At 66.7% G+C, this 13415-nt stretch carries 11 protein-coding genes; 5 read left to right on the top strand and 6 right to left on the bottom strand.

Translation table 11 applies throughout. From position 1 onward, the window contains the following. Positions 1–37: 37 nt before the first annotated feature. The 3 genes from CL52_RS13380 to CL52_RS13390 form a co-directional block, all read right to left on the bottom strand. A complete protein-coding gene (locus tag CL52_RS13380) occupies positions 38–2404 on the bottom strand; it encodes a DNA polymerase II (protein ID WP_043221213.1) in 2367 nt (788 codons plus the stop codon). 212 nt (positions 2405–2616) lie between these two features. Beyond that, positions 2617–3255 carry a peroxiredoxin gene (locus CL52_RS13385; protein ID WP_043221216.1) on the bottom strand — a complete coding sequence of 213 codons (639 nt, stop codon included), beginning with the start codon at positions 3253–3255 and terminating at the stop codon, positions 2617–2619. A 39-nt stretch (positions 3256–3294) separates the two neighbouring features. Next, on the bottom strand, positions 3295–3876 hold the full coding sequence (locus CL52_RS13390) for an alpha/beta hydrolase (protein WP_043221218.1): 582 nt from the start codon (positions 3874–3876) through the stop codon (positions 3295–3297). Positions 3877–4119: 243 nt separating this feature from the next. Here CL52_RS13390 and oscA point away from each other — a divergent pair, with 243 nt between their 5' ends. The 5 genes from oscA to CL52_RS13415 all read left to right on the top strand — a co-directional run bounded on the left by oscA (position 4120) and on the right by CL52_RS13415 (position 8705). Next, a complete protein-coding gene (oscA, locus tag CL52_RS13395; protein WP_043221221.1) occupies positions 4120–4299 on the top strand; it encodes a sulfur starvation response protein OscA in 180 nt (59 codons plus the stop codon). Between the two features lie 261 nt (positions 4300–4560). Continuing rightward, a complete protein-coding gene (locus tag CL52_RS13400) occupies positions 4561–5559 on the top strand; it encodes a sulfate ABC transporter substrate-binding protein (RefSeq protein WP_043221224.1) in 999 nt (332 codons plus the stop codon). Positions 5560–6008: 449 nt separating this feature from the next. Next, the gene (gene cysT / locus CL52_RS13405) at positions 6009–6827 is read left to right on the top strand and encodes a sulfate ABC transporter permease subunit CysT (protein WP_043221226.1); all 819 of its coding nucleotides are present in this window, start codon (positions 6009–6011) and stop codon (positions 6825–6827) included. A 10-nt stretch (positions 6828–6837) separates the two neighbouring features. After that, positions 6838–7713, top strand: a complete 876-nt coding sequence (cysW, locus tag CL52_RS13410) for a sulfate ABC transporter permease subunit CysW (protein WP_043221229.1) — start codon at positions 6838–6840, stop codon at positions 7711–7713. Then, complete coding sequence (locus CL52_RS13415) at positions 7710–8705, top strand: sulfate/molybdate ABC transporter ATP-binding protein (RefSeq protein WP_043221231.1); 996 nt, start codon at positions 7710–7712, stop codon at positions 8703–8705. Before cysW ends, CL52_RS13415 begins: the two co-directional genes overlap by 4 nt. A 10-nt stretch (positions 8706–8715) precedes the next feature. On the opposite strand, the gene CL52_RS13420 is transcribed toward CL52_RS13415, so the two are convergent. The 3 genes from CL52_RS13420 to fdhF form a co-directional block, all read right to left on the bottom strand. After that, complete coding sequence (locus CL52_RS13420; RefSeq protein ID WP_235366423.1) at positions 8716–9333, bottom strand: TIGR04211 family SH3 domain-containing protein; 618 nt, start codon at positions 9331–9333, stop codon at positions 8716–8718. Positions 9334–9686: 353 nt separating this feature from the next. Then, positions 9687–10172 carry a helical membrane plugin domain-containing protein gene (locus CL52_RS13425; protein WP_041109251.1) on the bottom strand — a complete coding sequence of 162 codons (486 nt, stop codon included), beginning with the start codon at positions 10170–10172 and terminating at the stop codon, positions 9687–9689. After that, positions 10172–13138 (bottom strand): formate dehydrogenase subunit alpha, encoded by a 2967-nt coding sequence (gene fdhF, locus CL52_RS13430; RefSeq protein WP_043221236.1) that lies wholly within the window; start codon positions 13136–13138, stop codon positions 10172–10174. The genes CL52_RS13425 and fdhF overlap by 1 nt, the downstream gene beginning before the upstream one ends. Between the last annotated feature and the right edge of the window lie 277 nt (positions 13139–13415).

Here is a 13415-nt window from a genome sequence, read left to right on the forward strand (position 1 = left end):
GCGGGCCTCCGGCAGTTTGCCGTTGGACCGCGCTCGCTCAGAACAGCTCCAGCTGGCCGTCGATCAGCGAATCGAAGTCGTCGCCAACGAAGGGCAGGATGGCATCGGCCACGGGCTTGAGCTGACGCCCGATGTAATGGTCGTAATCGACCGGCGCGCGGCGCACCTCCAGGGGCTCCGGGCCGGCGCGGGTGATCAGGTAGCTGATCCAGCCGCCGCTCTGGTACTGCCGCGGGCGGCCCTGGCTGTCGTTGTAGGCGTCGGCCAGGCGCGCCGCGCGGACATGCGGCGGCACGTTGCGCTGGTAGTCGTCCAGCCGGCGGCGCAGGCGCTTGCGGTAGACCAGCAGCTCGTCGAGCTCGCCGGCCAGGGTGCGCCGCACGTAGTCGCGGACGAACTCGCGGTGCGGCTCGCGGTTGAAGATGCGCAGGTACAGCGCCTGCTGGAAGCGCTGGGCCAGCGGCGACCAGTCGGTGCGCACCGTCTCCAGGCCCTTGAAGACCATGCCGTCGCTGCCGTCGGCGCGCGTCACCAGCCCCGCGTAGCGCTTCTTGCTGCCCTCCTCCGCACCGCGGATGGTGGGCATCAGGAAGCGCTTGAAGTGCGTTTCGAACTGCAACTCCAGGGCGCTCTGCAGGCCGTATTCGGCCGCCAGGTGCTGGCGCCACCAGGCGTTGATCCGCGCCGCCAGCGCCTGGCCGATCGCGGTCGCCTCGGCATCGGCGTGGGCACGGCGCAGCCAGACGAAGGTCGAGTCGGTATCGCCGTAGATCACCAGATACCCCTCGGCCTCGATCAGCTCGCGGGTGCGGCGCATGATCTCGTGCCCGCGCAGGGTGATCGACGACGCCAGGCGCGGGTCGAAGAAGCGGCAGCCACTGGAGCCGAGCACGCCGTAGAAGGCGTTCATGATGATCTTCAGCGCCTGGGCCAGCGGCTTGTTGCCGTCGCGCTTGGCCGCCTCGCGGCCCTGCCAGACGCGCTCGACGATGGCTGGCAGGCAGTGCCGGCGACGCGAGAAGCGCGCGCCGCGAAACCCGGCCACCGAATCGGCCTCATCGGGTTGGCGCAGCCCTTCGATCAGCCCCACCGGGTCGATCAGAAACGAGCGGATGATCGACGGATAGAGGCTCTTGTAATCGAGCACCAGCACCGATTCGTAGAGGCCCGGGCGCGAATCCATGACGAAGCCGCCGGGGCTGGCCTCCGGCTCGCGCTCGCCGAGGTTCGGCGCGACGAAGCCCAGGCGATGCATCGGCGGCAGGTACAGGTGCTCGAAGGCGGCCACCGAGCCACCGCTGCGGTCGGCCGGCAGGCCGGTCACCGTGGCGCGTTCAAGGAGGAAGTCGAGCACCCCGGTGTGGGCGAAGATGCGCGTGACCAGCTCGCAGTCCTTGAGGTTGTAGCGCGCCAGCGCCGGCTTGTCCTCGGCGAACATGCGCTCGATTTCGGCCATGCGCTGGTAGGGGTTGTCGATCGCCTTGCCTTCGCCGAGCAGGGTCTGCGCGACGCTTTCCAGGCTGAACGACGGAAAGCTCCAGAACGCCGAGCGCAACGCCTCGATGCCATCGATGATCAGCCGCCCCGCGGCGTCGGCGAAGAAGTGGTTGCTGCGCATGCCGTGTTCGCGCCACTCCAGCTCGCCGCCGCCGCGGCCCAGGCGCAGCGGCACCTGCAGCTGGCGCGCATGTTCGCGCAGGATGCGCAGGTCGAACTGCACCAGGTTCCAGCCGATGATGGCGTCCGGGTCGTGCTCGGCCAGCCAGGCGTTGAGCCCGCGCAACAGATCGGCGCGGCTTTCGCACCAGGTCAGCGGCACCTCCGGCGCGGCGCCGTTGGCCGGGCCGAGCATGTAGACCTGGCGCGAACCGCAGCCTTCGATGGCGATCGAGTAGAGTTCGCCGCGCGCGGTGGTCTCGATGTCCAGCGAGGCCAGCCGCAGCTGCGGCCGGTAGTGCTCGTCGGCACGCAACTGCACGGTGCCGTCGCGCTCGCCGGTAAAGGTGACCGGCGCGGTGATGAAGCGCTCCATCAGGTAGCGCTCGGGCGGGCGGATGTCCGCCTCGTAGACATCCACCCCCCCCTCGCGCAGCAGGCGGGCGAGCTGCAGCAGCCGACGATAGCTGAGGCAGTACAGGCCAAGCACCGGACGATGACGGAAGTCGCACAGCCGCAGCGGGCGCAACGCCCAGCCCGGCGCCGGGCTGCCGCGCTCGGGCGGCGCCTGGGCCAGCAGGCGCTCGGCCTCGGCCCGCTGTACCGCGGGCACGAAGGCCACCGCCTCCTGCGGCGGCACGCGGACCCGGCGCGGCCCGGCGTCGGTGGCGAGCCAGAAGCTCACCTCGATGCCCTCGGCGGTATCGCGCCAGTGCCGGGTCAGGACGAAGCCCTGCCGTGTGTCCACCCTCTGCCCTCGAACTGCGGAAAGACGACAGTCTACCGGGCAGCCGCAGCGCCCGGAAAAACGCCGCGTGTTCGGCCGTATGCAAGCGCGACGCACGATGCTCAGGCGCAAACGAAAAAGGCCGAAGGGCGCGCGTGACGCGCGCCCTTCGGCCTGGTCAAAACGGCACGTTCGCGTGCCGTTGGTTCATACCCGCGGCGGGCCTATGCCAATCACCGATTCGGTTGCGGTGTCAGGCGCAGGTACGGCTTGACCGCCCGGTAGCCCTTGGGGAAGCGCTGCTTGAGCTCGGCCTCGTCCTTGAGCGAGGGCACGATTACCACTTCGTCTCCGTCCTGCCAGTTGGCCGGGGTGGCGACCTTGTGGTTGTCGGTCAGCTGCAACGAATCGATCACCCGCAGGATCTCGTGGAAGTTGCGCCCGGTGCTCGCCGGGTAGGTGATGGTCAGACGCACCTTCTTGTTCGGGTCGATGACGAACAATGAGCGCACCGTCAGGGTGTCGTTGGCATTGGGATGAATCAGGTCGTACAGTTCGGAGACCTTGCGGTCGGCATCAGCCAGGATCGGGAAGTTGACGCGGGTGTTCTGCGTCTCGTTGATGTCCTCGATCCACTTGATGTGCGAATCCACCGGGTCCACGGACAGGGCGATGGCCTTGACGTTGCGCTTGGCGAACTCGTCCTTCAGCTTGGCGGTGAAGCCCAGTTCGGTGGTGCACACCGGAGTGAAGTCGGCCGGATGCGAGAACAGCACACCCCAGCTGTCACCCAGCCACTCATGGAAGCGGATGCGGCCTTCGCTGGAGTCCTGTTCGAAGTCGGGGGCGATATCGCCGAGATGGATGCTCATGGTTCTCTCCCTTCACTGGATGGCATGGAAAACGCGCGGTCAGGCAACCAGGCGCGCACGTTGTTCGATCAGTCGCTGCAGACGATAAAGATAGGCGAAGCCCTGCTCCCAGCGCGTATGGCCGGAGCGGACGTTGATGTGGCCGACGCCGCCGAGCACGACGGTCTCGCTGCCCCAGTCGCGGCCCATGGCCATGGCTCGCTCGGCACTGGCGGCCGGATCGTTGTCCGAGCCGACCAGCAGGCTGGGAAACGGCAGCGCCTGCCGCGGCGCCGGGGCGAAATCACGCAGGGCCTCGGGGCACTGCGCCCGCTCGACGTCGGCCGGCGCCACCAGCAGCGCGCCGCGCACCCGCTGCCGCAGTGCCTCGGGTGCCCGCTGCGCCCAATGCGCCAGCGTCACGCAGCCCAGGCTGTGGGCGATCACCACGGTGGGCTGCGCGCTGGCCTCGACGGCACGCGACAGTTCGGCAATCCAGGGCTCGCGGCGCGGCTCGACCCAATCCCGCTGCTCGACGCGCACGCTGTTGGGCAGGTTGCGCTGCCAGTGACTCTGCCAATGATCGTCAGGCGAGCCATGCCAGCCCGGCACGATCAGGTAACGAATGGATTCGCTGTGCATGCCCGCACCTCCTCTCAACGATGGGGCTGAGTCTAGAGCCTGCCCGAACCAACCATAAAAGAATAAAAAAGAATTTATCTATTCCTTTTAGTTTAATAGCAAAAGCCTTCTCTCCGCGAGCGCTTGGTTATAAGCATGTGATAAAAATGTATTTTCTGGAATAAACGGCACTGCCTACTATCTGCCCGACGCCTACCTCGCTGCGCTGCAATCCCGCAGTGCAGGGCGGCCTTGGAGAACACGATGAGCGAACCGCTTCGCTATCCGGATGCTCAGGACGAGAAGGGCCTGCTACGCGAGATCCTTCAAGCGCTCGCCGGCCTCAAGTACGGCTCGCTGGAAATCACCGTGCACAACGGCCAGGTGGTGCAGATCGAGCGCAAGGAAAAATTTCGTCTGCAAGCCACCGTGAAAAACGCCTGAACCCGACCGACCAACCCTAGCCCGACTGGACCACCGGAGGGCGTGACCATGGAAAACAAGCACATGAACACGCACCGGTACTGCAGCTGTCGCCCGCGAATGCGGAGCTGATCGAGTCACTGAAAACCACCTGACACCGCTAGACCAGGTTGCAACCCGCCAGGCTGCTTCCGCCTCGCCCTGCCTGTCTTGCAGCGTGATTTCAGCGACCGTCCCTGAAGCGCCAACCCCTACCCAATCAGTTTTTTCAGGAGCTGCACCATGTCCATTCGTCGCTTCGCCCTCGCCGCCCTGGCGAGCGCGCTGATCGCCGGCCCTGCACTGGCCGCCGATACCCTGCTCAACGTGTCCTACGATCCGACGCGCGAGCTCTATGTGGCATTCAACGACGCCTTCAACAAGCACTGGCAGGCCCAGGGCAATGAGCCGATCAAGATTCAGCAGTCCCATGGCGGCTCGGGCAAGCAGGCCCGCGCGGTGATCGACGGCTTGCGCGCCGATGTGGTGACCCTGGCCCTGGCGGGCGATATCGACGAGCTGCATCGCCTCGGCAAACTGATCCCAGAGGATTGGCAGACCCGCCTGCCGGACGCCAGCACGCCCTATACCTCGACCATCGTGTTCCTCGTTCGCAAGGGCAATCCGAAGGGCATCAAGGACTGGGACGACCTGGTCAAGCCGGGCGTCGAGGTGATCACGCCGAACCCGAAGACCTCCGGCGGCGCACGCTGGAATTTCCTCGCCGCCTGGGCCTACGCCCAGCAGAAATTCGGCGACGAGCAACAGGCCCAGACCTTTGTCGAGAAGCTCTACAAGAATGTGCCGGTGCTCGATACCGGCGCCCGCGGCTCGACCGTCACCTTCGTCAACAATGGCATCGGCGACGTGCTGCTGGCCTGGGAGAACGAGGCCTTCCTGGCCCTGAAGGAACAGGGCGGTGAAGAGTTCGAGATCATCGCGCCGTCGCTGTCGATCCTTGCCGAGCCACCGGTGGCCGTGGTGGACAAGAACGTCGAGCGCAAGGGCACGCGGGCGCTGGCCGAGGCCTATCTGAACTACCTGTACAGCGAGGAAGGCCAGCGCATCGCGGCGAAGCACTTCTACCGGCCACGCAACGAGGCCGTGGCGGCCGAATTCAAGGATCAGTTCCCGGCGCTGAAGCTGGTCACCATCGACGGGGATTTGGGTGGCTGGAAGGCCGCACAACCGAAGTTCTTCAATGATGGTGGCGTTTTCGACCAGATCTACCAGGCGCAGTAAGCGGAAATTCGTAGGGTGGATGGCCGCAGCCATCCACGCGTCCGAGGCCCTGGCCCGCATACGTCAGGCTCGAGCGTGAGGCGCGTGGAAAAGCGCTTCGCGCGTTTTCCACCCTACGGTTTTCCAGCTTTTAACTCCAAACCGATCGAATTCGTAGGGTGGATGGCCGAAGCCATCCACGCATCCGAGACCCTGGCCCGCATACAGCAGGCTCGGGCGTGAGGCGCGTGGAAAAGCGCTTCGCGCGTTTTCCACCCTACGGTTTTCCAGGTTTTAACTCCAAACCGATCGAGTCGTAGGGTGGATGGCCGCAGCCATCCACGCGTCCGAGGCCCTGGCCCGCATACAGCAGGCTCGGGCGTGAGGTGCGCAAAAAAGCGCTTCGCGCGTTTTCCACCCTACGGTCTTCCCGTTTTCGGCCATTACGCCAAACCGACCGAGCCTCGAACATGTCTAGCCGATCTACCTCCGTCATACCCGGCTTCGGGCTGACGCTGGGCTACACCCTGGTGTACCTCAGCCTGTTGGTGCTGATTCCCCTGGGTGCGCTGTTTCTCAAGACCACCGAACTCTCGTGGGCGCAGTTCATCGCCATCGTCAGCGCGCCGCGCGTGCTGGCGGCGCTCAAGCTGAGCTTTGGCACCGCCTTCGCGGCCGCCGTGCTCAATGGCGTGATCGGCACGCTGCTGGCCTGGGTGCTGGTGCGCTATCGCTTCCCCGGCCGCAAGATCATCGAGGCGATGATCGACCTGCCCTTCGCCCTGCCGACCGCGGTGGCAGGCATTGCCCTCACCGCGCTGTACGCGCCGAACGGACCGATCGGCCAGTTCGCCACGCAGATGGGCTTCAAGATCGCCTACAGCCCGCTGGGCATCACCCTGGCACTGACCTTCGTGACCCTGCCCTTCATGGTGCGCACCCTCCAGCCGGTGCTCGCCGATATCCCGCGTGAAGTGGAAGAAGCCGCAGCCTGCCTCGGCGCGCGTCCGCTGCAGATCGTTCGCCATGTGCTGCTGCCAGCGCTGCTGCCCGCCTGGCTGACCGGCTTCGCCCTGGCCTTTGCCCGCGGCGTCGGCGAGTACGGCTCGGTGATCTTCATCGCCGGCAACATGCCGATGAAGACCGAGATCCTGCCGCTGCTGATCATGGTCAAGCTCGACCAGTACGACTACGCCGGCGCCACGGCCATCGGCGTGCTGATGCTGGTGGTGTCTTTCATCCTGCTGCTGGCGATCAACCTGCTGCAGCGCCGCATTGCCCACGGCTGAGGAGGCCAGCATGACTACCGCTTCCCTGCCCGTGTCGGCGAATGCCCGCGCCACCACTACCCGTCGCGGCAAGCAAACGGCCCGCCGCCTGTTGATCGGCGCGGCCTGGTTGACCTTCGCGCTGTTCCTCTTGCTGCCGCTGTTGGTCGTCCTCGGCGAGGCCTTCAAGCAAGGGGTCGGCACCTTCTTTACGGCGATCCTCGAGCCCGATGCCCTGGCCGCGCTCAAGCTCACCCTGCTTGCCGTGGGCATCTCGGTGCCGCTGAACCTGGTGTTCGGCGTCGCCGCCGCCTGGTGCGTGAGCAAGTACGAGTTCCGCGACAAGAGCCTGCTGGTGACCCTGATCGACCTGCCGCTCTCGGTCTCCCCGGTCATCGCCGGCCTGATCTACGTGCTCTTGTTCGGCGCCCAGGGCTATTTCGGCGCGTGGCTGAGTGATCGCGATATCCAGATCGTCTTCGCCGTGCCGGGCATCGTCCTGGCGACGCTGTTCGTCACCGTGCCCTTCGTCGCCCGCGAGCTGATCCCACTGATGCAGGAACAGGGCAGCACCGAAGAGGAAGCCGCACGCCTGCTCGGCGCCAGCGGCTGGCAGATGTTCTGGCACATCACCCTGCCGAACATCAAATGGGGCCTGATCTACGGCGTGGTGCTCTGCACCGCGCGGGCGATGGGCGAGTTCGGCGCGGTGTCGGTGGTCTCCGGGCATATCCGCGGGCTGACCAACACCCTGCCGCTGCACGTCGAGATTCTCTACAACGAATACAACCATGTCGCCGCGTTCAGCGTGGCCAGCCTGCTGCTGGCCCTGGCGCTGGTGATCCTGCTGCTCAAGCAGTGGAGCGAATCGCGCATCGCGCGCCTGAAAACCGGAGCACAGCCATGAGTATCGAAGTCCGTGACGTCAACAAGCGCTTCGGCGGGTTCCAGGCGCTGCAGGCGATCGACCTGCACATCCAGAGCGGCGAACTGGTCGCCCTGCTCGGCCCGTCCGGCTGCGGCAAGACCAGCCTGCTGCGCATCATCGCCGGGCTGGAAACCCCCGACAGCGGCAGCATCGTGTTCCATGGCGAGGATGTCTCCAGCCGCGATGTGCGCGACCGCAACGTCGGCTTCGTCTTCCAGCATTACGCACTGTTCCGCCACATGACCGTGTTCGAGAACGTCGCCTTCGGCCTGCGCATGAAGCCGAAGAAGCAGCGCCCAAGCGATGCAGTGATCGACGAGAAGGTGCACGAATTGCTCGGCCTGGTGCAACTCGACTGGCTCGCCGACCGTTACCCCGAGCAGCTCTCCGGTGGCCAGCGCCAGCGCATTGCCCTGGCCCGCGCGCTGGCAGTGGAGCCAGAGGTGTTGCTGCTCGATGAGCCGTTCGGCGCGCTGGACGCCAAGGTGCGCAAGGAACTGCGCCGCTGGCTGGCGCGGCTGCACGAGGACGTGCACCTGACCTCCGTATTCGTCACCCACGACCAGGAGGAGGCGATGGAGGTCGCCGATCGCATCGTGGTGATGAACAAGGGTGTGATCGAGCAGATCGGCACGCCGGCGGAGGTCTACGCCAACCCCGCCAGCGAGTTCGTCTACCACTTCCTCGGCGACGCCAATCGCCTGCAGCTGGACGAAGGGCGCAGCGTGCTGTTCCGCCCGCATGAGGTGCGGCTTTCGCGCGAGCCACAGGCGGCCTACATCGCCAGTGAGGTCCAGGATATCCGGCCGCTGGGCGCGCTCACCCGGGTCACGCTCAGGCTGGCCGGGCACCCCGAGCCGATCGAGGCGGAAGTCGGCCACGACCATCCCGGCCTCGTCGGCCTCGGGCGCGGCGAGCGGCTGTACGTCCAGCCCGTACCGTCGGCGCAGGCCCAGCCGTCGGCCGGCTGAGCCCTTCGCCTCAGAACCAGCGGTCGTTGCGCTTACGGCGGCCGAACAGCAGCGGCAGGATCAGCCCGGCCAGCAGCCCGGCGCCGGCGATGCTGCCGCCATAGACCATGTAGGTCATCAGCACGTGCTTGTTCTCGTCGCCCAGTTGCGCCTGCGCCTCGCGCAGGGCGGCCTGGGCTTCGGCGAGCTCTTCGCCCAGCGCACGGCTGCGCGCCTCGAGTTCGTCGATCAGCGCCTTGCGCGAGTCGAGCGTCTCCTGCATGCCCTGCACGCGGTTATTCCAGCTGTCATCGATGGTGCGCAGCTGCTCGCGCAGCTCGGTCGTCTCGGCCTCCAGCTGCGGCAGGCGTTCGGCCTGGCCGGGTACTTCCTGCAGGTCGGCGCTGCGGATCCAGACCTTGTCGCCGGACTCGCCGCGGACCTGGCTGTAGTCGCCCTGGGTCTGCAGCAGTTCGACCTTTTGTCCCGAGGTGAGCGAGCCAACGATGCGATAGCCATCGGTGGGGCCGCTGCGCACGTAGGTGGTCAGCTGGTCGCTGACCCAGCGTGCATTGTCACCTTCCTGGGCGTGGGCAGTGCCAGCCAGCAGGCTGGCGCCCATGAGCGCGGCCAGCAACCCGCCCCGCATGCGGGCGTAGCGGCGGCCAATGGAGTGATTGAGCAGTTGAGAGCGCATTCGGATGGATAACTTTCTTGGAATGAGTAAGGCCGGCGCAGCACAGGGGCGCGCCGGCAGGAAAACAAGCCGGCCGGGCCGGATCGATGAACACGGACAGGGCGACGCGATGAAAAAAAGGCGGGCAGCCGCAGGGGCGGCCAGGCCACGTCCGTGGGCTGACAGACCCCCGTGCCACCGCTGAGTTCCCCCGCATGGCGGACCGGCCTGCCAGCCGCCCCGTCAGCGAAACCGGCGAACGCTCTGCCACGGGCGCCCGCGCGGCACCGCGGCGCACGGGCAGCGCGCCGCGGCACGACGAACGGTCAGAAGTCGCTGGACTTGCCGCTGAAGGCGCTGATCGGCTTGTCGACTTCGCGGTCCAGCCCCTGGGCGAAAGCCTTGAGCCCGTCGAGCAGCGGCGTGATGGCGCGCCAGAGGTCGTCGTCATGCAGCAGCCGGTAGGCGCCGCTGACGCCCGGCGCATCCTTGCCGTGCTCCTCGGGCTGGTAGCCGGCGACGGTCGACAGGCCATCGCGCACGGCAAAGGCCACCTTGTAGAACTGCTCCGGCGGAATGCGCGACAGCGCCATGCCGAGAATCGACAGATTCTGGATGGCATTGAGCGTGCCCGGCTTGTTCAACCCGTCGACCAGCACCTTCATCACCTCGGCCTGCGAGCCGGCCAGGTCATTGGCAAAACGCAGGATGCCGCGCTCGTGCAGCGTCTGCAGCAACTGGTTCAGCTCGTCCTCGGCGGTCGCCCCGATCTTGGGCGGGCGAACCCGATAGTTCTCGATACGTTCAGCCATCAGAGACTCTCCGGATGCTGTTCATGGGCAGGCGGCTCGACATAGTCGTCGCGCATCCACTTGACCTCGACCGGCACGCCGGCATTCGGCGTGCGCTGGCCGTGGCGGAAGTTGCCGGGCGGCAGCGGTGCCTCCAGCGGCGGGCGCTGCAGGACCTCCAGGCGCACCGCGGTTTCCTTGTAGGCGGGCGTGTTGACGTCCGGGTCGTGGTGTTCGCCGGTAAGCAGATTGAGCCCTGGCTTGCCCTGGTGGATGGGCACGAACAGGGTCTTGCCGGCGACCCGCTCGGTGACCACTGCCGGCAGTTCGACGGCACCGCGGCGCGAGGTGAGGCGCACCCAGGTGCCCTGGCCGATGCCGCGTTCGGCGGCCAGCTCGGGGCTGACCTCGACGAACCAGTGCGGTGACAGCGAACTCATGCGCAGGCCCTGCCCGGTCTGGTTGTCGCCCTGGAAGTGCTCGAGCATGCGGCCGTTGTCGACCATCAGGTTGAAGGTGTCGTCCGGCCCTTCGGCCGGCGCCTTCCACTCCAGCGGGTAGAGCACCGCCTTGCCGTCGTCGGTGTGGAAACCGTCGGTATACAGCAACGGCGTGTCCTGGCCGTCGGCGGCCACCGGCCAGCACAACGACTTCCAGCCCTCGAGCCGCGCGTAGCTGACCCCGGCGAACAGATCGGCGATGCCGGCCACCTCGTCCATGATCTGCCCCGGATGCGTGTAGCCCCAGGAATGGCCCATGCGCGCCGCGAGGTCGGTGAGGATGCGCCAGTCCGGGCGGCTGTCGCCGAGCGGCTCGAGAGCCGGGTAGAAGCGCTGGATGCGCCGCTCGGTGTTGACGAAGGTGCCCTCCTTTTCCACGCTCGGGCAGGCCGGCAGGACCACATCGGCGAACTCGGCGGTGCGGCTGAGGAACACGTCCTGCACCACCATGAAGTCGAGCTTCTCGAAGGCCTGATGCACGTTGTGGCTGTCAGCGTCGGAAAAGGCCGTCTCCTCGCCGATGATGTACATCGCGCGCACCTTGCGCTCGTCGGCCTGCTGCACCATGAGGAAGTTGTCCGAACCGACCTCGCCCGAAAGCTGCTCCGGCGGCACGCCCCAGGCACGTGCCCACTTGGCCCGCACGGCGTCGTCGGAGACCTTTTCGTAGCCGGGGTACATGTTCTTCAGGCAACCGAAGTCACTCGCCCCCTGCACGTTGTTGTGCCCGCGCATCGGGTAGCCGCCGGTACCCGGCCGGCCATAGTTGCCGGTGACCAGCAGCAGGTTCGACAGCGCCGTGCTGGTGTCGGCGCCGTGGCTGTGCTGGGTGATGCCCATGGCCCAGAGCAGGCAGACGCTGCCGGCGCGACCGATCAGCTCGGCGGCCTCGACCAGCTGCGCGCGCGGGATGCCGGTCACCTGCTCGGCGAATTCCAGGGTGAACGGCGCCAGCGACTGGCGATATTCCTCGACCCCGTTGACCTGGCTGGCGAGAAAGGCCTCGTCGGCCAGGCCCTGTTCCAGCAGATAGCGCGACAGCGCCGAGGCCCAGACCAGATCGGTGCTCGCATTCGGCCGCAGGTAGAGGTTGGCGCGCTCGGCCATCTCCTGACGGCGCGGGTCGACGACGATCAGCTTCTGCCCGCGCAGCTTTTGCGCGGCCTTGACCTTCGAGGCGATCACCGGGTGGTTTTCCGACAGGTTGCTGCCGACGATCACCACCAGCTCGGCCTGCTCGATGTCCTCGATGCTGCCCGCATCGCCGCCATAGCCGACGGTACGGAACAGGCCCTTGGTCGCCGGGTTCTGGCAGTAGCGCGAGGAGTTGTCGACGTTGTTGGTGCCAATGACCAGCCGGGCGATCTTCTGCGTGAGGTAGGCCTCCTCGTTGCTCGCCTTGCTCGAGCCGATGAACCCGATGCTGTTCGGCCCGTGCTCGTCGCGGATTGCCAGCAGGCGTCGCGCCACCAAATCCAGCGCCTCGTCCCAGCTGGCCTCGCGAAAGGTGCCGCCGTCGCGGATCAGCGGCATGGTCAGGCGCCGCTCGCTGTTGACGAAGTCCCAGGCGAACTTGCCCTTGACGCAAGTGGAGATGCCGTTGACCGGCGCCTCGACCACCGGCTGCACCTTGAGGATGTGGCGGTCGCGCGTCCACATCTCGAACGAGCAACCCACGCCGCAGTAGGTGCACACGGTCTTGGTGCGCTTGATCTCCGGCTGGCGCCAGTGCATGTCCATTTTCGAGATGGCGGTGATCGGCGGCGCGCCGATGGTGTGTTCGAGCGCCTTGGCCGCATCGATCATCGGCCGCTTGAGCGATTGCGGCAGGCTGGTGAAAGGCCCGGCGTCGGGCTGCATGGTCTTTTCCATCAGCGCGTTGCAGGGGCAGACGGTGACGCAATGGCCGCAGCTGACGCAGCTCGAGCCGGCGATGGTCTGGCCGCCGTCCCAGAGCACGCGCGGCGGGTCCATCTGGAAGTCGATCGACAGCGTCTCGTTCACCTCGACGTTCTGGCAGGCCTCGACGCAGCGACCGCAGAGGATGCACTGGTCCGGATCGTAGGTGTAGAAGGGGTTGGAGTGATCCTTCTCGTAGGGCTTGCGCTGAAAGGCGTAGCGCTGCACCGGCATGTTCATGTCGGCGACGGTGTTGTGCAGGGTGCAGTCGCCGGTGTTGTTCTCGCACAGCGTGCAGTACAGCTCGTGCTTGGCCAGCAGGCGATCCATACCCTCTTCGCGCGCGGCGCTGGCGCGTGCGGCCTGGCTGGTGACCTCGAGCCCCTCGCGGGCTTGCAGCGTACAGCCGCGCACCAGCTCGCCATCGAGCTCGACCCAGCAGACATCGCAGGTTTGCGGCGAGCCCAGCGAGCGGTGGTAGCAGACGTGCGGCAGGTGAATGTCGTGTTCGGCGAGAAAATCGATCAGCGGCGCGCCGGCGGTGCCGGTCAGCGATTTGCCATCGAAGCGGATCGTGCAGTCTGACATCAGGCCTCCGTTGTTCTTGTCGTTGCGTGGACAGGCATCCCTGTGGCGGCTGGCCCCGGCATCCGTGCGCAGGCGTTCGATCGCCGGCCTAGCTCGGGCGCCAGCGCTCGGGGACGAGCAGCGGGCACCTGCCAGGTGGCCTTGGCGCGGCGCACGGCACGCCGCCGACAAGAGGTCGGTGATCTCTGAGCTGGTGCTGAAAAGCCATGGCAAGCGCCATCTGCAATCCCCCAGCGAGGGCGCCGCCGGCAGGCCGGCAGGCGCGATGGACGGGCGC

The organism is Stutzerimonas balearica DSM 6083, from assembly GCF_000818015.1.
Lineage (GTDB): Bacteria > Pseudomonadota > Gammaproteobacteria > Pseudomonadales > Pseudomonadaceae > Stutzerimonas > Stutzerimonas balearica.